Origin of the sequence: Pseudarthrobacter siccitolerans, from assembly GCF_030823375.1 — a bacterium.
In the GTDB taxonomy this organism is placed as follows: domain Bacteria; phylum Actinomycetota; class Actinomycetes; order Actinomycetales; family Micrococcaceae; genus Arthrobacter; species Arthrobacter siccitolerans_A.
The window spans coordinates 3,919,939-3,939,046 of the sequence record NZ_JAUSXB010000001.1 but is presented as its reverse complement, the minus strand read 5'-3'; the positions used below and the strand labels follow the sequence as shown (position 1 = coordinate 3,939,046).

Annotated in this window: 22 protein-coding genes and 2 pseudogenes; 8 read left to right on the top strand and 16 right to left on the bottom strand. The window is 64.2% G+C overall.

All coding sequences use genetic code 11. From position 1 onward, the window contains the following. Positions 1 to 52 precede the first annotated feature (52 nt). From QFZ36_RS18385 to QFZ36_RS18365, 5 genes are read right to left on the bottom strand one after another with little or no spacing between them, the layout of a single operon-like run. Complete coding sequence (locus QFZ36_RS18385; protein ID WP_306638491.1) at positions 53 to 874, bottom strand: sugar phosphate isomerase/epimerase family protein; 822 nt, start codon at positions 872 to 874, stop codon at positions 53 to 55. Between the two features lie 46 nt (positions 875 to 920). Continuing rightward, positions 921 to 1,907 (bottom strand): ABC transporter permease, encoded by a 987-nt coding sequence (locus QFZ36_RS18380; RefSeq protein WP_306638489.1) that lies wholly within the window; start codon positions 1,905 to 1,907, stop codon positions 921 to 923. Positions 1,908 to 1,910: 3 nt separating this feature from the next. Beyond that, positions 1,911 to 3,419, bottom strand: coding sequence for a sugar ABC transporter ATP-binding protein (locus tag QFZ36_RS18375; RefSeq protein ID WP_306638487.1), 1,509 nt, complete (start codon positions 3,417 to 3,419; stop codon positions 1,911 to 1,913). Between the two features lie 55 nt (positions 3,420 to 3,474). Continuing rightward, complete coding sequence (locus tag QFZ36_RS18370) at positions 3,475 to 4,635, bottom strand: substrate-binding domain-containing protein (protein ID WP_306638485.1); 1,161 nt, start codon at positions 4,633 to 4,635, stop codon at positions 3,475 to 3,477. A 44-nt stretch (positions 4,636 to 4,679) separates the two neighbouring features. After that, positions 4,680 to 5,162 (bottom strand): hypothetical protein, encoded by a 483-nt coding sequence (locus tag QFZ36_RS18365; protein ID WP_306638483.1) that lies wholly within the window; start codon positions 5,160 to 5,162, stop codon positions 4,680 to 4,682. 214 nt (positions 5,163 to 5,376) lie between these two features. On the opposite strand from QFZ36_RS18365, the gene QFZ36_RS18360 reads away from it, so the two are divergent. Continuing rightward, positions 5,377 to 6,444 (top strand): LacI family DNA-binding transcriptional regulator, encoded by a 1,068-nt coding sequence (locus QFZ36_RS18360; RefSeq protein WP_306638481.1) that lies wholly within the window; start codon positions 5,377 to 5,379, stop codon positions 6,442 to 6,444. A 54-nt stretch (positions 6,445 to 6,498) separates the two neighbouring features. On the opposite strand, the gene QFZ36_RS18355 is transcribed toward QFZ36_RS18360, so the two are convergent. The 4 genes from QFZ36_RS18355 to QFZ36_RS18340 all read right to left on the bottom strand — a co-directional run bounded on the left by QFZ36_RS18355 (position 6,499) and on the right by QFZ36_RS18340 (position 9,939). Further along, positions 6,499 to 7,740: a S8 family serine peptidase gene (locus QFZ36_RS18355; protein WP_306638479.1), complete on the bottom strand. Its 1,242-nt coding sequence runs from the start codon at positions 7,738 to 7,740 to the stop codon at positions 6,499 to 6,501. 171 nt (positions 7,741 to 7,911) lie between these two features. Beyond that, a complete protein-coding gene (locus tag QFZ36_RS18350) occupies positions 7,912 to 8,688 on the bottom strand; it encodes an ABC transporter permease (protein ID WP_306638477.1) in 777 nt (258 codons plus the stop codon). Next, on the bottom strand, positions 8,685 to 9,425 hold the full coding sequence (locus QFZ36_RS18345; protein WP_306638475.1) for an ABC transporter ATP-binding protein: 741 nt from the start codon (positions 9,423 to 9,425) through the stop codon (positions 8,685 to 8,687). Before QFZ36_RS18345 ends, QFZ36_RS18350 begins: the two co-directional genes overlap by 4 nt. Positions 9,426 to 9,477: 52 nt before the next feature. Next, positions 9,478 to 9,939, bottom strand: a complete 462-nt coding sequence (locus QFZ36_RS18340; RefSeq protein ID WP_306638474.1) for an SRPBCC family protein — start codon at positions 9,937 to 9,939, stop codon at positions 9,478 to 9,480. A gap of 149 nt (positions 9,940 to 10,088) precedes the next feature. Here QFZ36_RS18340 and QFZ36_RS18335 point away from each other — a divergent pair, with 149 nt between their 5' ends. From QFZ36_RS18335 to QFZ36_RS18325, 3 genes are read left to right on the top strand one after another with little or no spacing between them, the layout of a single operon-like run. Beyond that, entirely contained in the window at positions 10,089 to 10,682 is a 594-nt protein-coding gene (locus tag QFZ36_RS18335; RefSeq protein ID WP_306638472.1) for a molybdopterin-dependent oxidoreductase, read from the top strand. Then, on the top strand, positions 10,663 to 11,430 hold the full coding sequence (locus QFZ36_RS18330) for a ferredoxin reductase (RefSeq protein ID WP_306638471.1): 768 nt from the start codon (positions 10,663 to 10,665) through the stop codon (positions 11,428 to 11,430). Before QFZ36_RS18335 ends, QFZ36_RS18330 begins: the two co-directional genes overlap by 20 nt. Continuing rightward, positions 11,427 to 11,768 carry a DUF6510 family protein gene (locus tag QFZ36_RS18325; protein WP_306638469.1) on the top strand — a complete coding sequence of 114 codons (342 nt, stop codon included), beginning with the start codon at positions 11,427 to 11,429 and terminating at the stop codon, positions 11,766 to 11,768. Before QFZ36_RS18330 ends, QFZ36_RS18325 begins: the two co-directional genes overlap by 4 nt. 121 nt (positions 11,769 to 11,889) lie before the next feature. Here QFZ36_RS18325 and QFZ36_RS18320 read toward each other — a convergent pair whose 3' ends face one another. After that, positions 11,890 to 12,216, bottom strand: coding sequence for a type II toxin-antitoxin system PemK/MazF family toxin (locus QFZ36_RS18320; protein WP_306638468.1), 327 nt, complete (start codon positions 12,214 to 12,216; stop codon positions 11,890 to 11,892). Further along, a complete protein-coding gene (locus QFZ36_RS18315) occupies positions 12,213 to 12,416 on the bottom strand; it encodes an antitoxin MazE-like protein (protein ID WP_306638467.1) in 204 nt (67 codons plus the stop codon). Before QFZ36_RS18315 ends, QFZ36_RS18320 begins: the two co-directional genes overlap by 4 nt. A gap of 476 nt (positions 12,417 to 12,892) precedes the next feature. On the opposite strand from QFZ36_RS18315, the gene QFZ36_RS18310 reads away from it, so the two are divergent. After that, complete coding sequence (locus QFZ36_RS18310; RefSeq protein WP_306639270.1) at positions 12,893 to 13,195, top strand: YciI-like protein; 303 nt, start codon at positions 12,893 to 12,895, stop codon at positions 13,193 to 13,195. Positions 13,196 to 13,201: 6 nt separating this feature from the next. Here QFZ36_RS18310 and QFZ36_RS18305 read toward each other — a convergent pair whose 3' ends face one another. After that, complete coding sequence (locus QFZ36_RS18305; protein WP_306638466.1) at positions 13,202 to 14,089, bottom strand: class I SAM-dependent methyltransferase; 888 nt, start codon at positions 14,087 to 14,089, stop codon at positions 13,202 to 13,204. Between the two features lie 86 nt (positions 14,090 to 14,175). On the opposite strand from QFZ36_RS18305, the gene QFZ36_RS18300 reads away from it, so the two are divergent. Then, entirely contained in the window at positions 14,176 to 14,439 is a 264-nt protein-coding gene (locus QFZ36_RS18300; protein ID WP_306638465.1) for a hypothetical protein, read from the top strand. A 113-nt stretch (positions 14,440 to 14,552) separates the two neighbouring features. Here QFZ36_RS18300 and QFZ36_RS18295 read toward each other — a convergent pair whose 3' ends face one another. The 4 genes and pseudogenes from QFZ36_RS18295 to QFZ36_RS18280 all read right to left on the bottom strand — a co-directional run bounded on the left by QFZ36_RS18295 (position 14,553) and on the right by QFZ36_RS18280 (position 16,781). Then, positions 14,553 to 15,323 carry a DUF2182 domain-containing protein gene (locus tag QFZ36_RS18295; RefSeq protein WP_306638464.1) on the bottom strand — a complete coding sequence of 257 codons (771 nt, stop codon included), beginning with the start codon at positions 15,321 to 15,323 and terminating at the stop codon, positions 14,553 to 14,555. Between the two features lie 54 nt (positions 15,324 to 15,377). Next, the gene (locus QFZ36_RS18290; protein WP_306638462.1) at positions 15,378 to 15,995 is read right to left on the bottom strand and encodes a DUF1326 domain-containing protein; all 618 of its coding nucleotides are present in this window, start codon (positions 15,993 to 15,995) and stop codon (positions 15,378 to 15,380) included. A gap of 390 nt (positions 15,996 to 16,385) precedes the next feature. Next, a pseudogene (locus QFZ36_RS18285) lies at positions 16,386 to 16,490 on the bottom strand (VOC family protein); the annotation flags it as partial. 33 nt (positions 16,491 to 16,523) lie between these two features. Next, on the bottom strand, positions 16,524 to 16,781 hold the full coding sequence (locus QFZ36_RS18280) for a hypothetical protein (RefSeq protein WP_306638460.1): 258 nt from the start codon (positions 16,779 to 16,781) through the stop codon (positions 16,524 to 16,526). 969 nt (positions 16,782 to 17,750) lie between these two features. On the opposite strand from QFZ36_RS18280, the gene QFZ36_RS18275 reads away from it, so the two are divergent. Next, entirely contained in the window at positions 17,751 to 18,182 is a 432-nt protein-coding gene (locus QFZ36_RS18275; RefSeq protein ID WP_306638458.1) for a hypothetical protein, read from the top strand. Between the two features lie 24 nt (positions 18,183 to 18,206). Continuing rightward, a pseudogene (locus tag QFZ36_RS18270) lies at positions 18,207 to 18,963 on the top strand (ISL3 family transposase); the annotation flags it as partial. Between the last annotated feature and the right edge of the window lie 145 nt (positions 18,964 to 19,108).

Sequence of the window (19,108 nt, the reverse complement as noted above, 5' to 3'; positions counted from 1 at the left end):
TTTCGGAAGGTGGGGTAGGTGCCGGCTGCGGCACTCCCCTGCGGTTGAAAAATCAGTTGGAGAGGAGCTTGTCCAGGTACTTCTTGCTGAGGGCTGCGGCTTCGCGGGGATCGCCGTTGTAGTTGTCGAGTTCCACCATGAGCCAGCTGTCATATCCGCTTTCCCGGATGGCGGCGATGATGTCCGGGAAATCCAGCTCGCCCTGCCCCAGGGGGAGGAAATTGAAGGGGTCCTGCTGGAAGTCTTTGAGGTGGACGTGCCGGATACGGTCCGGATATTTCCTGATAACCGCGGCCGGGTCCGCCCCGCCGGCAGCGAGGTGGGCGGTGTCCGGGCAGAAACCGATCCGGGTGAGCGGCATCAGTTTGTCCAGCTCGTCCGGGCTCTCCACGATGGTGCTCAGATGCGGGTGGTAGCTCGCTGACAGCCCGAAGCTTTCCGCGATGTCCGTTACTTGGTCCAGCGCCATGCCAAGCCGGTGGTAGTCCTCATCAGTGGTTCCGGCCGCGCGGCGCGCTCCGCCTCCCACCACAAGCCGTTCCGCTCCGAAGCTGGCAGCCAGTTCGGCGGCACGGTGGATCCGGTGCAGCTCGTCGGGGAGTATGTCCGCGTAGATGAAGTTCGCCCCGGTGTAGACGCTTGTTAGTTCGACGCCGGCAGTACCAAGGATTTCCTTGAGTTCCTCGGGCTTTTCCGCGTACTCCGCGAGGTTGCCGTCGAACATTTCAACGCCCTGGTAGCCCACTGAGGCGATGTCCTGGACGGCGTCCCGCATGGATCCGTGGGTCAGGTAGAAGAGGTCTTTCACGCTGGTCACACCTTGCGGGTGGCCGACGACGCCGCCCCAGGTGATGGAACAGTATCCGAGTTTCATTGCTTCTGCCTTTCAACTGCTGGGGAAGATGTGGAAGTCACCGGTGCTACTTCTTTCGGGCGAGGGCGACGGCCAGGATGATGATTGCGCCGCGGACCACCTGCTGCTGGCTGCTGTCGAGTCCGGCGAGGATCAGTCCGTTGTTGATCAGGCCGATCAGCAGGGCGCCGAAGAGGGTGCCGATGATGGAGCCGAACCCGCCGAAGAGGCTGGTTCCGCCCAGGATGACGGCGGCGATCGCGGAGAGTTCATCGCCCGCGCCCCACTGGAACCGGCCTGACTGGAGGCGGCCGGCGTACAGCATGCCGGCAACGCTGGCCACCATGCCCGAGATGAGGAGCACCTGGAATTTGATGCGCTTGGTGTTGATGCCGGTGAACTCGGCCGCGTTGCGGTTACCGCCGGTTGCGAGGACTTGGCGGCCGAACCTGGTGCGGTTCAGGACGACGGCGCCGATGGCGACGAAGATTGCGCTCCAGACCACCAGGCCGGGCACCGGGCCAAAGTCACCGGATCCGAACAGCGTATTGAAGGTGTCGTCCAGGATCGGCTGCGGGGCCGAGGCGGTGATCCACTGCGCGACGCCGACGGCGATGCCCAGCATGCCCAGGGTCACCAGGAAGGAGGGGATCCCGAGGAGACTGACCAGCGCACCGTTGGCGGAGCCCACCACGAGTCCGACGGCGAGGCCCGCGAGGATGCCGGGGACCAGGCCCCACTGCGCCAGTGCCATGGCCGTGCAGACGCTGGAAAGGCCGGCCACGGAGCCCACGCTCAGGTCGATTTCCGCGCACGAGATGACGTATGTCATGCCGACGGCGATGACGGTGATGGTGGCCGTCTGCCGGAAGATGTTGAGGAGGTTCTGCGGGGACAGGAAGCCCTGGTCGCGCAGCAGGACGGCGAAGAAGATGAAGACGACGACGAAGCCGATGTAGATGACGTAGCGCCGCCAGTCCAGCTCTTTGAGCTTGGACCCGACATTGCGGGTTACCGCGGCATCGCGGGGGGTGATGGTGTTTGCGTTGCTCACTGGTCAGACTCCCTGGACTGCAAGTTGAAGATATTCCTCGTCAGCGATCTCACTGCGGGGGATGTCACGGATGACGGAGCCGTCCTTGAGGACGAGGACGCGGTCGCTGACCGCGAGTAGTTCGGGGTATTCGGATGAGATGACGATGACGGCTTTGCCGGCATTGGCGAGTTCGCGGATCATGTCCAGGATTTCGCTCTTGGTGCCGATGTCGACGCCGGCCGTCGGTTCATCCAGGATGAGGATGTCCGGGTCGGTGCCCAGCCATTTGGCGATGACCACCTTCTGCTGGTTGCCACCCGAGAGCAGCCGCACCGGACGGTGGGGGTGGGCCACCTTGACCGCGAACTTCTTGATGAGGGACGCCGAGAGTTCCTTGCCTTTGGTGGCGTCCAGCAGCGGTCCGCGCCTGATCTGGCCCAGCAGCGGCAGCAGGAGGTTGTCACGGACCGAATGGTCCAGGACAAGGCCTTGCGCCCGCCGGTCCTCGGGGATGAGGGCGATGCCGGCGTCGATGGCCTGCTGCGGGGAAGCTATGGTGCCTTTCTTCCCCCTGATGAGGATTTCACCGCTGTCACGCCGGTCGATGCCGAACAGTGCGCGCGCGAGTTCGGTGCGCCCGCTTCCCATGAGCCCTGCCAGCCCCAGGATCTCGCCGGGTTGAAGGGTGAAGGAGATGTCCTTCACCCGCCGCCCGACGTTCAGGCCGCGGACCTCCAGCAGGGGTGCCCCCTCATGCGCGGCGGTGTCCCGTTCGCGGTATGCGAGTTGGCCCTCGATTTTCTTGCCAACGATGCCTTCGACGATCTGTTCGGGTGTCACGGCGGTCAACGGCTCTGTCAGGAGCCGGCGGCCGTCGCGGAGGATGGTGATCCGGTCCGCGAGCCGGTAGACCTCGTCCATCCGGTGGGAGATGTAGATGATGGACATGCCGCGCTGCTTGAGCCGGTCAATCAGTTCGAAGAGCGCTTCGGACTCGTGCCGGGCAAGGCTGGCGGTGGGCTCATCCATGATCAGTACCTGGGCGTTCTGCGAGAGCGCCTTGGCGATCTCGGTCAACTGCCAGTACGCGGTGCCGAGCCGGGAGACCTCCGCATGGGGGTCTACGTCCACTTCCATTTCGGCGAAGATCTCCCTGGCCCGCCGGACCGAGGCCCTGTCGTCAATGAACCCGCCCGCGCTGAGGGGCTCGGCGGCAAGGAAAATGTTCTGGGCCACGGTCAGGCTGGGTACCAGGCTGAATTCCTGGAAGACCATGCCGATGCCGGCTGCCTTGGCTTCCTGGATCGAGTTGATGACGGTGGGTTTTCCGCCGATGAGGATCTCGCCCGCGTCCGTCTGGTAAACCCCTTGGAGGATCTTCATGAGCGTGGACTTACCGGCGCCGTTGCCGCCTGCCAAGGCGTGGACTTCGCCCTTGCGGACGTCGAAGCTGACGTCCTTCAGCACGGAGACCCCGTTGAAGCCTTTGGAGATCGAGCGCATTTCGACGGCATTGTCTGCGGTGTTCATTGTTGCCCTTTCGGGACGGTGCGGGGGCAGGCAGCCCCCGCACGGTCAGGTCTGGCTACTTCTTGTAGGACTCTTGGATGTCCTTCGGAGCGTCCTCGTGGTAGACCTGCTTCCAGGCTTCCAGGACGTTGGAGTGATCCACCGGCAGTGCGCTCAGCGCCACGTAGGCCGGTGCCTGCTTGCCGATGAGGGCTCCTGCGGCCAGCCGGGCCTCAGTGACTCCCTGGTCGAAGGGAACCTGGGCGCCGAGTCCGACGACGAGCTGGTCTTTGGCCAGGGCGATGGCGACGTTCTTGCCGAGGTCCTCGGTGGCAATCTTCAGGTCCGGCCGGCCAGCGGCGCGGGCGGCAGCCATGACGCCTTCTGCCGGGACGTCCCATACCGCCCAGATGCCGGAGAGGTCGGCGTACTTGCTCAGCATGGCGTTGGCGGCGGCCTGCGCATCACCGGCGAAGTCCGGACCGGCGATCCCCTTCTCTTCGACGATCTGGATCCCGGGGTATTCCTTGGTGATCGTTTCCTTGAAGCCTTCGTAGCGCTGCTTGGTCACAAAGAAGTCAGCCTGGTGGAAAACAAGACCGATCTTGCCCTTGCCGCCGATGGCCTTGGCCATCTGGTGTGCGGAGACGACGCCGTTTCCGTAGTTGTCCGCGGAAACGACCGAAACGTAGTCCGTGCCGGCGGTCAGTCCCTGCGGAATGTTGTCCATGAAGACGAGCTTGGTTCCGGCGGCGGCGGCCTTTTTGTAGGCCGAGGAGGTGGCCACGGGGTCGGTGGGGATGGACACAATGATGTCCGGGTCCTGCGTCATGACGGTCTCGATGTCCGAGACCTGCTTGTCCGGCTTGAAGTTCGCGTCGGTCGTGGCAATCACCTTGATGCCGAGCTTTTCGAACTCGCTCTTGAGGCCGTTGGTCTGGGCGGTGGCCCAGTCGTTGCCCCCGTAGTGCATCACGATGGCGGCTTTGGCGTTGAGTGCCTTGACCTTTTCAATCTCTTCCGGCGTCAGGTCTGCAACTGAGGCCGGGGACGGAGATTCACCGTTGGGGCCCTTGCTCAGGACCTGTCCCTTGATCTTGTCGAGGGCCTGCTGGGCCTTCTCGGAAACGCCGGCATCAGGGGCGTTGGAGGTGCTCGCGGTTGAACTGCTGCAGGATGCGACGGAAAGTGACAGAGCTGCGGCCAAGGCCACCAGGGGAAGCCTGCGGATCATCATTGTTCTCCAGTGCTTGTATGGAATGGGTGGTGTGGTTGTTTGAGTCAGGCAAGCGCTATGGCGAGGGCAGGGGGAACCGGCGACAGGACAAGGCCGCCGGCGGCTGCGGCTGTACGGACAGCGGCAGCCTTGTCGGAAGCCTTCACGAAGGCTTCCGCGTGGACCTTCTCAACGAAAAGGCCCAAGGAACACGGTCCGTGGTGGGCTTGCACCCACCTCACCGCCTCCCCTGCCGCCTTTGCCATGCCGCCGGCAGCCTCGGCTACTGACCCTTGGATGGTCGTCAGTGACACAGGCGTGCCGGTCTGGTCGAGAGAGACAACCAGGCTTGCCCACAGGGTGTTGTCATCGAAGACGCCGACAACAGCCGAGGAACCGGCGGGGACAAAAGTGTGGACGGCTGCTGCGAGATCATCACGTGCTGCGCTCGTTAGCAGTACTTCAAGGTGTGCCCACTGGGCTTCATCAACGTTCCGGAAGCTCATGCCGGGAGTGAGCGAAAGAGCGGCCACGATTGTGTCGCTCATGCCGCTCGCTTTCTGTCCAGATGGGCCTCCGTTAACGTTTACGACGCTTCCGTGAACGTTTACGGTAATTAGCGTAAACGCTAACGGAGATGGTGTCAACGATCACATGGCAGGCTGGTGCAGGGGCAGGGACGTAAGCTTAAGCAGGCTCACAGCGGTGCCAGGCTCAGCTCCCACATAGGCCCAGCTCGCACAGCGCAGGACAAGGAGAGGCATGACAGGCATGGCAGTCCGCCGGGAGGGCAATGACCGGCCTCCGGCATCGCCGTCGCGCAGGAAACCGACCATCAACGATGTGGCGGAAATGGCCGGCGTCTCCTTTGGCACTGTCTCGCGGGTCCTGAATGACGCGCCGGACGTCAGCGCCTCAACCCGCGAACGCGTTCATCAGATCATCAAAGACATCGGCTACCGCAGGAACCGGGCAGCCACCGCACTGGTTACCAGCCGTTCGACGTCCATCGGCATACTCTCCGACGGGTCGCCGCGCTTCGGCCCGGTGGGAACGCTCTTGGCGCTTGAAAACGTTGCGCGTAAGAAGGGCTATGCCACAACGGTCATCAGCGTTGAGAAGCCCTACGAAGAGTCTGTCCAAGCCGCCCTCGACAGCCTGGATGATTCCGGCGTGGGAGGGATCATCGTCATCGCACCGGTTGTTGATATGGCGGCAGCTGTTTGGAACGCCACATGCCGTGTACCGGTGGAGATGATCGCCGCCGGAGCCTCGTCCACGCCCAATGTCTTCACCTACTCGGAAAACCAGGAGCTCGGAGCGAGGCTGGCCACCCAGCACCTTATAGACCTGGGCCATACGGACATCGCCCACATTGCCGGTTCCATGGACTGGTTCGATGGGCGGGTCCGCAAGCGCGGCTGGGAAGCGGCGCTGCGCGATGCAGGGCTGGAGCCGGGGCTTTGCATCGAAGGCGACTGGAGCCCCAAGTGGGCCTACGAGACGGGCCTCAGGCTGGTTCGCGAGGGAACGGTTCCGCAGGCCATTTTCGCCGCCAGCGACCACACCGGGCTTGGGCTGATCCGCGCTTTCACCGAAAACGGCATCCGGGTTCCGGATGATGTCAGCATCGTGGGATTCGACGACGTTGAGGGGTCCGACTATTTCCTGCCTCCCCTGACCACCGTGCGCCAGGACTTCACCGCGCTGGCGCTGATGAGCACCGAGGTGCTCATCGGTGCCATGGAGGGGCGGGACGTGGACCGCACGCCCATCCCGCCCACCCTGGTGGTCCGCAACAGCGCCCGCCAGGCAACCTCCCGCAAGTAGAAACCTGCTGGCGCACCGGGCAGGGCCCTGCCGGAGGAGCCGGACACCGAGTGGCTAGTGCACGGCTCGGTCTGCGTTCACCCGGCCGTGCGTCCAGTCGGAGCCGATGACGCCAGCTGGGTCGGTGGTGGCTTCGACCTTTTCGCGAACGAGCGAGTTTGTGAGGGTGGGGTGGGCGTTCCAGGCGAGGGCAACGACGGCGGCGACGATCGGTGCGGACATCGACGTGCCGCTGCTGATGTCATAACCCAAGGAACGGTTGTCTTGCCTCGCAAGAACAAACTTGTGGTTGGGGAAGGTGGAGTAGACGCCGACCCCGGGCGCTGCGACATCCACCCACGTGCCATAGGTGGAGAACGATGCCTTCAAGTCCCTGTTGTTCGTTGCCCCCACGGCAATGACATTGGGGTACGCGGCCGGATACGTCATGGTGGTGTTATTCCCATTGCCGGCTGCGGCAACGAGCACCACACCCGCGTTCCAAGCGTTATTGACGGCAGTTTCCAGGGTGGCTGACGCCCCCACTACGAGGCTCATGCTGATGACCTTCGCGCCACTTTCGACTGCCCAGTTGATACCGTTCGCAAGCCCTGAGCTGGACCCCATCCCGGTGTCGCTGAGGATTTTGCCGGCCAGGATGGTGCAGTGCGGGCAAATACCGGCGACGCCAATGCCGTTGCCCTCGGTTGCAGCGATGATGCCGGCGACGTGTGTGCCGTGGCCGTAATTGTCCTCGTTGTTTCTCGACGTGGTGTAGTTGGTCCGTGCAACCACCTTCGGGCTGATGTCGGGGTTGTCGGTGGCGACGCCGGAATCGAGGACAGCGACTCCTAACCCGCCGCCCTTCGTGACGGTCCAGGCTTCGACGGCGTCCACGTCGGCGTCGTTCGTGCCGGCGGCTATCGTGATTTTGCCTTCTGTGTTGGTGAACGTTTGGCCTGTGTTTTCCAGGGCGTACTGGTCAGGGAAGTAGGTGTCGTTTGACGCCGGAGTGACCACATAGTCCGGTTCCGCATATTCAACAACGGGGTTCCGGCCCAGGGCTTCGATGAGCTGCAACTCCTTCCCCGCCGGCACTGTGATGATGTGGGCACCGGTGCTGCCGACGCCGGGCCCGTCGCTGAGCCCGTGTGGGCGAAGGACGCCAGCGGCCGCGGCGTTGTCGCGGAACTTCACGAGGATCTGCCCCGCCGTGATGGAGGGGTCGGGCGCTGCGTTGCCCGGGACGACGGCACCCAGCAGGGTGCCAACAACCATGACAAAAGCGGCGAAGCCGGCCAGCACGAGTTTTTTCATGGGGTCATCTTCCGTGTCCGGGCACCGGCTGGATAGGGGGAAAGCCCCTAAAGTCCCGCAGCTGCCGCACGGGCGGCGAGCGCCGCCGTCGTACTCGGCGCGTGACGGGAAGACGACGGCGGACCTTGCCTCCCGCCGTCGTCCAGCCCCAGAGGTTCCGGGACGCGGGGGTTAGCTGATTTGCATGTTCTTCCACCATTGGGCGGTGATGGCAATGCCGAGCGCGGAGACCGGGAGGCAGAGGTAAAGCTGCAGCGGGCTGACTGTTTCGGCGGCCGCCGCGCCGCCCATGCCCATCCAGAGCCCGGGCGCTGCGTAGGGAAACCAGGCTCCGGCTCCGAACGCCGTCACCACCTGGGTGATGACCACCAGCAGAACCAGTGCGCCGACGCCGGGAAGATAACCGCGGGCAACGCTGGCCACCACGGCGAGAGGACAAGCCAGCAGGGCTGCCAGGGCGCCGGCACACCATGCCTTGGCCGCGACTGCCAGATCCTCCGGACCGGGCACGCCCAGACCGATGAGGGCGCCGGCAAGAAAGGCTACCGCCAGGCTGACCAGGCACAGCAGCAGGGCCCAGAGAAGGATCACCGTAAACTTCGCGGCGGCAAGCCGCAGCCGGCTGACCGGCAGGGCAAACAGACAGGCCTCGGTTTTTTCGGTGAACTCGCGCCCGAAACTCCAGCAGACCACGAATCCGATGCCCATCAGCGCCCCGACGGACAGAAGCATTCCCACCATCGCCAGGTACCCGGCCCAGCCGGTGGCGGTCAGCATGGCTGCGGCCTTGAGGCCGATCTGGCTGGACCCGTCGGAGGTCGCGGCCACCATGAAGGCGGCTGCGAGCACCGGCAGGCCGACGCCGATCAGGATAGACACGGTCCGTACAACCGGTGCCCGGCGGAATTTCAGGGCCTCGAATTCCATGGCCTGCCCGGAGGCGCTCATGACTGTTCCTGTTCCTGGATGTCGGACTGCAGCACCAGGTCGAAGAACCGGCGTTCAAGGTCGACGGTTCCGGGCTGCAGGGTGCCGATGATTCTTCCCTGGTGAAGCACGCTGATCCTGTCGGCCATCCGTGCGACTTCATCAAGGTGGTGGCTGGAGACCAGGATGGCGGCGCCCCTGTCCCGGGATGCCTCCTGAAGCAGCCGGCGGAGAACGATGACACCGCGGGGGTCCAGTGCGTTGGTGGGCTCGTCCAGGACCAGGACGTCCGGTCCATGGACCAAGGCGGCGGCCAGGCCTACTCGCTGCCGGTTTCCCAGCGACAGCGTCCCGGCACGCCGGGACGCATATTGTTCCAGCCCCAGATCAGACAATGCCTGTTCCGCCGCGGAGCCGGCGGCGGCACGGTCCATGCCGTGCAGCCGCGCCGAGGAATAGACGTTCTCCCTGGCGGTCAGCTCCGGGTAAGCGAACGGGGTCTCCAGCATCTGCCCGACCCGCGACCATACCTGTTTCCCAGCCCCGGATACCGGGAACCCCGTCAGGTGGGCCGAGCCGCGGTCCGGTGTGAGCATGCCCAGCAGGATCCGCATCAACGTCGTCTTTCCGGCACCGTTCAGCCCGACCAGGGCGTGAATTTCCGACGGCGCCACGTCCAGGGACACGTCCTGCAGGACGGGGAATCCGCCCAGGGCCTTCGTTACCCGCTCCGCCCTGATGGCCGCCGGCGGCTTCACCGAACTCCCGTCGCCGTTGCGCGCGTCCCGCCCATGAGGGCCACGGCTGCACTTATCGGATCTGTTCGAGAACCCGCTTGAGGTTCTGAAGATTCTTCGGGAGCTGCCTCCTGGCCGCGAACCGGGCGATGCTGGGGATGAAGAACCTGCCTAGGCCGTGGCCTGCAAAGTCCATATCGATGGTGACCTGCGACCCGGCGCCGTCCCATACGGATTGGATGGTGCCGTGGGCATGAGCTGTGAGTGGGCCGCCGACGCCCTCGACCGTCCAGGTGCCAACTGTCTGGGTGCCCGGTGGATGGTACCGGCTGATCACCTCGGTCCTTGCGAACCGTCCTGGGCCAACTTTCCGGGTGACTGCAGCCCGCGCACCAGGTCCGGCAGGAGAATCATCGATGGGGCTTGCCGTGACTGCACCGACCTGCCATTCGGGGAACCTGGCAAAGTCGGTCGCGTAGGAGAACACGTCCTCAGGCCGGCGGGCTACCTCAATGCTCTGACGGATCGGTTTCATTGTTCTTCCTTGAACGGTTCGATCGTGCCCCTACAGCGATTTTATCGCCGCGAGCTGCAAACGGCCCGTCCCTAGACCCTGCCGGGCACTTGCCCTATCGTTGGGGAACCGATCAGAGTCGACCGGAAGCTCCGCACTGGAGGTGCATGATGGGCATCATTTCGTCCGGTTTTCATGGGAAACGGCACGGCGGCGACCCTGCCGTACCGCCAGGCCAATACGAGACGGCGAGTTTTCCGGTCCTGAGTGCCGGCCCTGCACCCCACATCCCCACGCAGGACTGGGAATTATTCATCACCACTGAAGCCAGTCGGCGCCATGCCTGGTCGTGGGAGGCGTTTATGGACCTTCCGCAGGTTGATATCCCCACCGACATCCATTGCGTGACCAGCTGGTCCAAGCTGGGCACCTCGTGGCGCGGAGTATCCCTGGACACGTTGTTCGAGGATGTGGAAACGAGCTGCCGGTACACGACGGCCCACTCCTATGGCGGCTACACCACCAATGTCCCGCTGGCGGATCTCTTGGGCGGCCGGTCCTGGGTGGTTTGGGAATTCGACGGTGAGCCGCTGGAGCGCGCCCACGGCGGCCCCGCCCGGCTGCTCGTGCCGCACTTGTACTTCTGGAAGAGCGCAAAGTGGGTCAACGGCCTTGAACTGACGCCGGACGATATCCCGGGCTTCTGGGAATCCAACGGGTACCACCTCCACGGCGACCCGTGGCGTGAAGAGCGGTATTCATGAGGCCGGACCCGTGAGCGGCCTGTGGCGCGTCGCCGAAGTCGTCAGCCGGGTGCCCGAATCGGAAACGGCCAGAACAATCGGCCTGCGGGTTGGCGGCTTGATGGGCAACCTCGCCGGACAGCACATCGATATCCGCCTTACGGCAGAAGACGGTTATTCGGCTGTCCGCTCCTACTCCGTGGCGACGGCCGGCATGGATGAGCTCTTGGAGATCACCGTTGACGAGCTGCCTGACGGTGAAGTCTCCCCCTATCTAGTCAGGGATGTTGCCATCGGCGACCAGCTGGAGATCCGTGGCCCTGTGGGCGGCTGGTTCGTCTGGCGGCCGACGGACACGAACCCGGTGCAGCTGATCGCCGGCGGATCCGGCATCGTGCCGCTGATGTCCATGATCCGCGCGCATGAGGCGTCGGAAAACCCGTCCCAGTTCCGGCTGCTGTATTCGCTCAAGTCACCCGCGGCGGGGTTCTACCGCGACGAGCTGCTCACCCTGAGCCGGGAATCCCCCAAACTGACCGTCGACTACGTCTACACACGCGAAGCGCCACCGGGATGGCAGACCGCACCGAAACGGCTCACGGCGGAGGTCCTCCTGGCGAGTATCCTGCCCGCGGACCCCGCACCCGACACCTTCATCTGCGGTCAGACAGTATTCGTCGAAACGGTCGCAGAATGGCTGGTCGAGGCAGGCTATCCCGCCGCCTCGATCAAGACTGAACGCTTCGGCGGAACGGGAGGAACCCAGTGACCGGCAAACACGCTTCCCCGGGAGCTGAGAACCCGGGCCCTGAGGACCGGGACATCGCCGGTAGTGAGCGCAACCCGATCCCTCATCTCGATGGAAACGCGGCGGCAGGACCCCTGTGGGAAGTGTTCCGCATCGATCTCATCGCGGCGATCGGACGGTGCAAGCACTGCGGCGCCGTCCGGGCCTTCGCGGAGGCAAAGGTCTACGCTGACGCCCCGGGCATTGTAGTGCGCTGCAGTTCCTGCGAAGGCGTCCTGTTGCGCCTGGTGGAGACTCCCACCCAGTTCTGGCTCGACGTCAGCGGACTCAGCTACCTGCAGATCGACCGCGAGGGCTAGGAGTTCCCCGACCACAGCGACGGCGTGCGGCTTCAGTTCCGCGATCTGTTCAGGCACGACGCCGGGAATCACCGTGGTGTTCCTGCCCGCCGTGACCAGCGGGCTGGCCCGTCGTCCTCCATCAGCGTGCCAGGCCGAGAAAGACGGCGAGCGATTGCTCAACAGCAACCATGGTTTCGGAATCGATTCTGCCTATTCGCTGGGCGAGGTTAGCGCGTCGTACCGTTGTCAGCTTGTCCACCATGATCTGGCTGTTTTGTGCCAACCCTGTCAAGGGGCTGGGGTTCACCGTCAGCCGGAGCAATGGAGCGTCCGTGAGGTGCGAGGTCAGCGGGAGGAGGGTGATCGATTCTGATGCCGCGAACAAGTCATCCTGGATGATGAGCGCCGGCCGCGGTTTCTGCGCATGCGTTCCGCCTGATACTGTCCAGAGCTCACCGCGATTCACTCCGGCAAGTCTTCCGAGATCTGTTCGACGAAGTCCTGATCGTCGCAGGCACGGTCGGCAGCGGCAACCGCCAGCGCCTGACGTTCGGCCTCGCGCCTGAACTCGTCCGTGCGCGCGTCCGGCACCCACATCTGAATCTGCCGGAAGCCCCGTTCTCGCATGGCAACACGATGCCGGGCAACCCGATCCCTAACGCTCATAGCCCAACGTTACATGTAACGCTTTGACCTGTCACTCATGCGTTTAGTATCCAAAGGGCGCAGCACGAATTCTCAAAGCCTTCGCCTGGCTAGACCCTGATGCCGTTAGGACCAAGTCCAACTAAGTCGTTTGCCACTTGTGCGCAACGGGAGTCCTTGATGAGGCCCTGGAATGGTTCCGGCGAAGCGCTCGATGTGCTGGCATAGGCTCTCGCCGATTCCGAGGGCATCGAGGTGGACTTTTCGGCGGCCGGCTGCGGAGTATGCGGCCGTTCCAGGTCTGGGCACGCCTCGCTTTGCCCTGGATTTCGGTGACGGAGGACGGCGCCGATCCGGAGCAGGTGCAGAAGTTCAGGGATGCGGGGTAGAACGTTGAGGAGGCTGCGGTCTAGCGGTGGTTGAGAATGTCGAAACTAGGCTCGCTGGGTACGCTGCTCCTACAACGATTGAAACCGGTGAACGAAATGGAGACACCCATGCACGCCGTGCTCGAGTACACCTACGAGGACAACTACCTTGAAACCCGCGAAAAATACCGCACAGACCACCTCAGGGCAGCGTGGGAAGCAGTCGAACGGGGCAAGCTTCTGCTGGGCGGAGCCGTTGGTGACGGACCTTTCAGTGGGTTGCTGATCTTCACCGGCGAGAATCCAGTGGAGGCTGCAAGAGCTTTCGCAGCCGCCGATCCCTATGTCACCGGCGGTCTCGTATCCTCATGGACCGCCCGCCCCTGGACGACTGTGGTGGGAAACGAAGCGGCCACTCCCGTTCGCCCCTAAGTCCGGTCAGACAGCTTGCTGCTGCGTTGATATGCCGGGTTCACGTCGTGCCCCGTTCTCCCCCGCCTTCGATAGCGTGAATATCCCATAGCGCATCGCACCGGTGCGGTAGGCCAGTATCAGGCGGGGAATGCTCAGAAAGGCGATGCGGTTGCGCGCGCCAAGGGCGAGGCGGCGTGTCTCGGGATCGACGAGCATGGCTTTCAAGAGCCGGCCAGCGCAAATCGGCCAGGTGCGGGCGACGCGGCGGCTGACATCCTCATAGCCGGTGATCGTAAAGCCGGCGGTCGTTGCCATCGCCTCATACTCCTCCCGCGTGCCCATCGAGGGCAGGCGCCCTTCGCGGCAGATCGGTTCGAGCAGGTGGCGGATCTTCCACCCATGGGCGTCGGTCTCGGCGAGCCACGCGCAGATGACGAAGCGGCCGCCGGGTGCCAGCACGCGGTGCGCCTCGGCGAAGAACGTGGGCTTATCGACCATGTGCTCGCTCGACTCGATCGCCCAGGCGGCATCGGCCGAGGCATCCGCCAGCCCGTTGACAAGCCAGTCGCGGACATGGATGTCCACGGCGGGTACGGGATGCGCGTCGGCGTAGTCGGCCTGCTCGGCCGAAAGCGTGAAGCCCGTTACGCGGATCCCTCGCGTCACCGCGAGATGCCTTGCGGTGGAGCCGTAGCCGCAGCCGATGTCGACCCCCGCCTGGCCGGGCATGAGGTCCAGCCGATCGCCGACTGTGTCCACCAGCGCCTCGACGGCCGCGGCGGATGTCTCGCTGCCCGTGGCCCATAGCCCGTGGTGGACATGCTCCCCCCACACGCGACGGTATATGGGATCGAGCTCGTCGTAGTGATCCGCGACGGCCACGGCGTTCTGGGAAATATCAGGGACGATCACGCCCTGACCCTACAACGGCGCTCCACCACGAAGGAAGGGGAAGGGCGACGGCGGCCACTTGGGCGGTTTCCAACGATCGTCGCAACATGCTCGATTTCACTCGCAACAAAAACCAGGGCGAGCGGTTCTTAGGCTTCGTCACCGAGGACCTGCTGCGCCGCAGCGACCACCACAGCGTCCAGGCGCTCGAAACCAAGATCCGCAAATGGGTCAACGAGTGGAACACCAGTCCCACACCCTTCACCTGGACCAAAACAGCAGAACAAATACTCGCGACCGCACCGACCCCGCCCAATGCAGAAGTTCCGGGACGCGGGTCCAGGTTGAGGTGGTCCCGGTTCAGGGGATAGCAACCGCCGTTTAGACGGTGTTTCCTACGGGCGCAGGAATTCCTCCAGGAGACGATCTAGGTCCTGTTCGTCTGGCTGCTCTCCTCCAGGATCCTGCTGTCCGCCTCAGCAGCCTACATCCCCATCCCGTTAGTCGCCGCCGCCGGAACGAATGCCAGGCCCAGCGCGATCACGGCCAGTGCCACCGCAACAAGGCGGTTGGCAGTCCGCCTCCACGGCAGCATCTTCTCCCCCGCAATAAAGGCGCCGATCAGGGCCATCCAGCCGACACTCATCACGCCGAGCGCGAACAGCGCCGTCATCAGTGCCCAGCAGCATGCCACGCACCAGACACCGTGCTCCATGCCCATCCGCAGGGCTCCCGCGTAGCCGGGCCGCATCCGGTGCAGGATGAAGTCCATAGGCGAGCGGCATTTCATGAGGCTCACATTCTTGACCGGTGTGAGCTGATAAAGGGCCGCCATGAGGATGACACCGGCAGCGACGTAGCGGCCTCCCCGGTCCGGAGCAAAAACTCCCGGCGCCAGCACTGCCGCCCACTCGTACAGCACATAGGCCACCAGCCCGAACGCGGTCCATGATGCCAGGTATCCGGCCACAAAGACGACGGTGGACCCTACCGGCGCGTACCGGCCGGCATGCCGCCGGTGGTGCTGGATCCGGTGGTACGCCACCACCATCGGCGCCGCTGACGGGAACATCATGGCTGCGAGCATCACCACCCACGTCAGGGTGAAGAAGCCCGGCGGCCCCGGGGCGGTCCAGGTGCCCATGTCCATCCCCGTCAGCTGCGTGGACGTAAACACCCAGCTGGCAACGGCAAGCAAGAGCAGGACCGCCACGAGGCCGGCCTCCGGCAGATCAACGCGGGGGGCCTTCGCCATCGCCCCACCGGTTCCGTTCCCGAACAACTTCCTGCGTTCCACGGGGCAGACCGTTTAGCCCCGGCCCTTAGGGGCGCCCTCCGCCATCTCGGTGGCAAACATGAAGTCGGCAGTTTCGCCGTACACGCCGTCGAAGCCCAGCCCGAACAGGTCGACTCGCCCGGGCGCCTTGCCCACCCGGAATTCGGGAGCAAAGCCGTACATCGCGTTCTTCACCGTGGTCACGCCACCGTCGGGTCCGGGCAGCGGCTCGAACGTGGCCTGAGCCTTGTCCGAGACGGAGCCGGAAGGCCTCTCGCCGTCCATGAATGAGACAGTGGCGCGCTCCACCCCCAGCCATTCGCCGTACAGCCCGGCCAGGTCACCGAAGGGACCCCCGGCCTCACCGCGAAGGATGGTTTCCAGCGCGTTCACCTGGGCGCCTGATGCGGACTCGTCGACGACGGCGCCCACCTTCCAGCCCCCCGCGGTCAGATGGGTGGGGAACCAGTTGACGAACGCGAAGTTGACACCGGACAGGTCCGTGTCATCAAGGTTTCCTTTTACTATATGGAAGACATTAAAGCCGCGGCACTCGCCTCCAGGTCCGGTGGGCTGGCCGTCCACGGGGCACGGACAAATAAGCTGGCAGGTGCAGTTGCCCACATATGTTCCGGACATTTGCCACGACACAGAATCCTCCTCGCCTGGCGCCGTAGGCTTGCAGACGGGCCCGGATCCGGCGCCTCATTTCGTGGAAACAGGGTGAATGACCCCGTTAATGCAGACGCTATTCCTCCGGCCGCAAACCGTCAATATGCCGGGGATTCCAATTGCCGGGGTCCTTCGAAGAGGCGCTCGACTGGACGGACGAGCGGGTTTCGGTCGAATCCATCCGCCGAGATCACGGGTGTCAAAGCAGGTGCCCCACCGGCCCGAGGCCAAACTTCCCTCCGAAATCTGGCCAACTTGGAAGGCCCCGCACAGGCGCTACATGGACAGCGAACTGTCCCACTGGCAGGAGCAGTTCGACGCCCTAAACTCCCGGAGGTTGTAGCTGCCGGCACGTCTTTCGGGTCAGGGCTAGAGCCGCGTACGCAGGAGGCAGAACTCATTGCCTTCGGGATCGGCCAGGACATGCCTCTGCTCGTTGCCTATCTGCCCGACGTCGGCCGGCCGGGCTCCGAGCCTTCCCTGCTGTGCCCTGATTTACCGTGCCAATCAGTCGCCGAGACTGCTGACGGTGACCTCGAATTCTTCCACGTCGGCGATCTGCACTTTTTCGTCCTCGCTGCTCTCCTTGCGGATTTCATTCGCTTCCTCCCGGCTGGCAGCCATGGCATCCTCGGAATCCCAGAGCGGGATGGAGAGTGCCTTGTCTGATTTTGTCCCGTTCAGGTAGTAGATTCCCTTGCAGCCGGTGACCCGAAGCACCCTGCTGATGCTGCCTTCGTGGTGTTCCTTTCGTTCGGTGAACATGATGGTCTTCGAAGCCCGCGCCCCCTGCACCGGGCCGGGTTGCGGGCGAACATCCTCGCAACGGTTATGCCGGGCCGGTGGGGACCTTGGACTGCGCCTCGTGGATAGCGCTGGCCACGGCGCGCGCCAACATCATGCAGGAGCTGGTCGATTCCGAGGGCTCCAGGTGGACTGCCTTATCGGCTGGCTGCCCAGCGTCAGCCAGAGCTCTATCGGGCTGCTGGCCGAGGCAGCCTTGGAGCGGATGGGCCCTGACTGGGTATTCCCTGGGCGCCGACACCGTCGCCCAGGGAGGACAGCATCTGTGACGCCGACCACGCGCAACCCGGCGCAAGGAACTCATGGCCCGACGCGCCCGGGCTGTAAGGGAATACAGAGAAGCTGAGTCAGTGGTCCGTGTTCTTGCGCCAAAGCTGGGAAGAAACTGCGGAGGCTTTGAGGCTTGGAAGTCAGGATTGTTTCCATGTTCCTGGTCTTCCCGCACTCCTCCGACGCACCTCGCGCGCTGATTCAACGGCATATTCGCCCAGCAATTTCACCCGAACTCCACCGCTGGCCGTAGCCAACAACCGGTTGGCGGCGATGACCAGGTTCCGCGGCATAACACTGGTGTGCCATCTATTCGAACCATGGGGGCAATAAATGAATACACGTCTTGGAAGCAATCAAGGGCGAAAGTCGGTCGACAATAAGTTTTCCCGGATGATCGGGACCTCGCCCCGTTCATGGCTTTCCCGACGGCGCCTGGCTGGTGGGGTTCTGGCGGTCGCTGTAGTCATTTCAGCGAGCGCATGCGGGCAATCACCTGCCTCGTCCACCCTGGCGCTGACAAGCGAGTCCGCGACTGCGACGCCAACTCCTACTCGAACTGCGCCTGCGTCATCCGCGTGCGTCACCGAGAATGCGACTGAAAAATATGCGCCGAAGGTCTTCATCTGCACCAAGAGCGACGCAGGGAGTCTGCTGTGGATGGAGCAGTCGGAATCGAAGCGGGTAACGGACGCGCGGGCGGCCGGGGCCGCGAAGGCCGATGCAGAGAAGGCGGCCTCCGACAAAGCAGCCCAGGAAGCAGCTGCAAAGGCGGCAGCAGTGCAGGCCGCCGCGGAGCAGGCCCGCCAGGAAGCTGCTGCAGCAGAAGCCGCCCGCCAGCAGCAAGCCGCTGCTGCAGCAGCCGCGGCCGCCGCAGCCGCAAAAGCCCCGGCGCCCGTTCAGCCCGCTGCCCCCGCTGCCCCATCCGGTTGCGACTCCAACTACGCGGGTGCATGTGTGCCCGTCACATCTGACGTTGATTGCGCCGGGGGCAGCGGCAACGGTCCTGCATACGTGAGGGGACCTGTCACCGTCGTCGGGTCGGACATCTATGGCCTAGACAGGGATGGGGACGGCGTGGGCTGCGAATAGCCGGCAGCCAAACCATCAGGCAGGTCAACCAAGGCCTGGAAACGCTACGAACCATGGATGACCACCATCATCGACCTCGACACCGGGCAGGTCTTGGGGATCGTGGACGGCAGCGACAGCGAAGGCGTCGGGGAGTGGCTCTTTGCCCGTCCGCCCAGGTGGCGCCTGGGCGTCCGGGTTGTCGCGATCGACCCCTCGGCGGCGTTCCGCAAGGCCCTGCGGACTTGGCTTCCGCGCACCGCTGTCTCGGTCCACGCATTTCACCTGGTCGAGCTGGGCAACGACATGCTCACCGAAGTCCGGCAACGCCTCAAGCAGCAGGTGCATGGCCGGCGGGGCGGGCCCATCGACCCGGTCTGGGCCAACCGCAGACTGCTCCTGCACGCCGGGGACACGCTCTCGGACCGGGCCAGGAACAGGCTCAGCACCGTGTTCACGACCGACGACACTACCGGGAAACTGCAGGCCGCCTGGCTGGTCAAAGAACAGCTCCCGACCCTGCTCGCCACCGGGATCCCTCGCCGAGGCAGCCGCTACCAAAGAGCGCCTGCAGGCCCTGGTCAAACGGGCCGCTCAGCCCGAGACCAACTGGCTCTGGCGAACGGTCTGCCGGTGGTGGAAAGAGATTGAGGTCCTCACTGTCACCGGCGCGACAACGGCGAAAGTGGAAGCCAACAACACCGCGATCAAGCACATCAAAAGGACAGGCCGGGGATTTTCCAACGCACGCAACTACAAAACGCGTATCCTGTTGCGCAGTGCCGCCAGGACGGCGGCATGAACACCCATCACCGCAGAACATTCACCACGAACCGTGAAGAGCCCGCATAGCTCGCACCCGGCGATGTCCACCTCGGGGCTGGCACACCTGCACAGGGCTCATGGCAACCTCCAGCACGAATGTGGACATCACGCTAGACCTAGTC

Bases quoted from the DNA above. Each gene is read 5' to 3' on its own strand.
- QFZ36_RS18370 (WP_306638485.1), bottom strand. From the start codon at position 4,635: ATGATGATCCGCAGGCTTCCCCTGGTGGCCTTGGCCGCAGCTCTGTCA.
- QFZ36_RS18310 (WP_306639270.1), top strand. From the start codon at position 12,893: ATGCACGCCGTGCTCGAGTACACCTACGAGGACAACTACCTTGAAACC.
- QFZ36_RS18300 (WP_306638465.1), top strand. From the start codon at position 14,176: ATGCTCGATTTCACTCGCAACAAAAACCAGGGCGAGCGGTTCTTAGGC.
- QFZ36_RS18385 (WP_306638491.1), bottom strand. From the start codon at position 874: ATGAAACTCGGATACTGTTCCATCACCTGGGGCGGCGTCGTCGGCCAC.
- QFZ36_RS18295 (WP_306638464.1), bottom strand. From the start codon at position 15,323: ATGGCGAAGGCCCCCCGCGTTGATCTGCCGGAGGCCGGCCTCGTGGCG.
- QFZ36_RS18350 (WP_306638477.1), bottom strand. From the start codon at position 8,688: ATGAGCGCCTCCGGGCAGGCCATGGAATTCGAGGCCCTGAAATTCCGC.
- QFZ36_RS18275 (WP_306638458.1), top strand. From the start codon at position 17,751: ATGGAGCAGTCGGAATCGAAGCGGGTAACGGACGCGCGGGCGGCCGGG.
- QFZ36_RS18360 (WP_306638481.1), top strand. From the start codon at position 5,377: ATGACAGGCATGGCAGTCCGCCGGGAGGGCAATGACCGGCCTCCGGCA.
- QFZ36_RS18365 (WP_306638483.1), bottom strand. From the start codon at position 5,162: ATGAGCGACACAATCGTGGCCGCTCTTTCGCTCACTCCCGGCATGAGC.
- QFZ36_RS18355 (WP_306638479.1), bottom strand. From the start codon at position 7,740: ATGAAAAAACTCGTGCTGGCCGGCTTCGCCGCTTTTGTCATGGTTGTT.
- QFZ36_RS18375 (WP_306638487.1), bottom strand. From the start codon at position 3,419: ATGAACACCGCAGACAATGCCGTCGAAATGCGCTCGATCTCCAAAGGC.
- QFZ36_RS18335 (WP_306638472.1), top strand. From the start codon at position 10,089: ATGGGCATCATTTCGTCCGGTTTTCATGGGAAACGGCACGGCGGCGAC.
- QFZ36_RS18315 (WP_306638467.1), bottom strand. From the start codon at position 12,416: ATGAGCGTTAGGGATCGGGTTGCCCGGCATCGTGTTGCCATGCGAGAA.
- QFZ36_RS18280 (WP_306638460.1), bottom strand. From the start codon at position 16,781: ATGTTCACCGAACGAAAGGAACACCACGAAGGCAGCATCAGCAGGGTG.
- QFZ36_RS18340 (WP_306638474.1), bottom strand. From the start codon at position 9,939: ATGAAACCGATCCGTCAGAGCATTGAGGTAGCCCGCCGGCCTGAGGAC.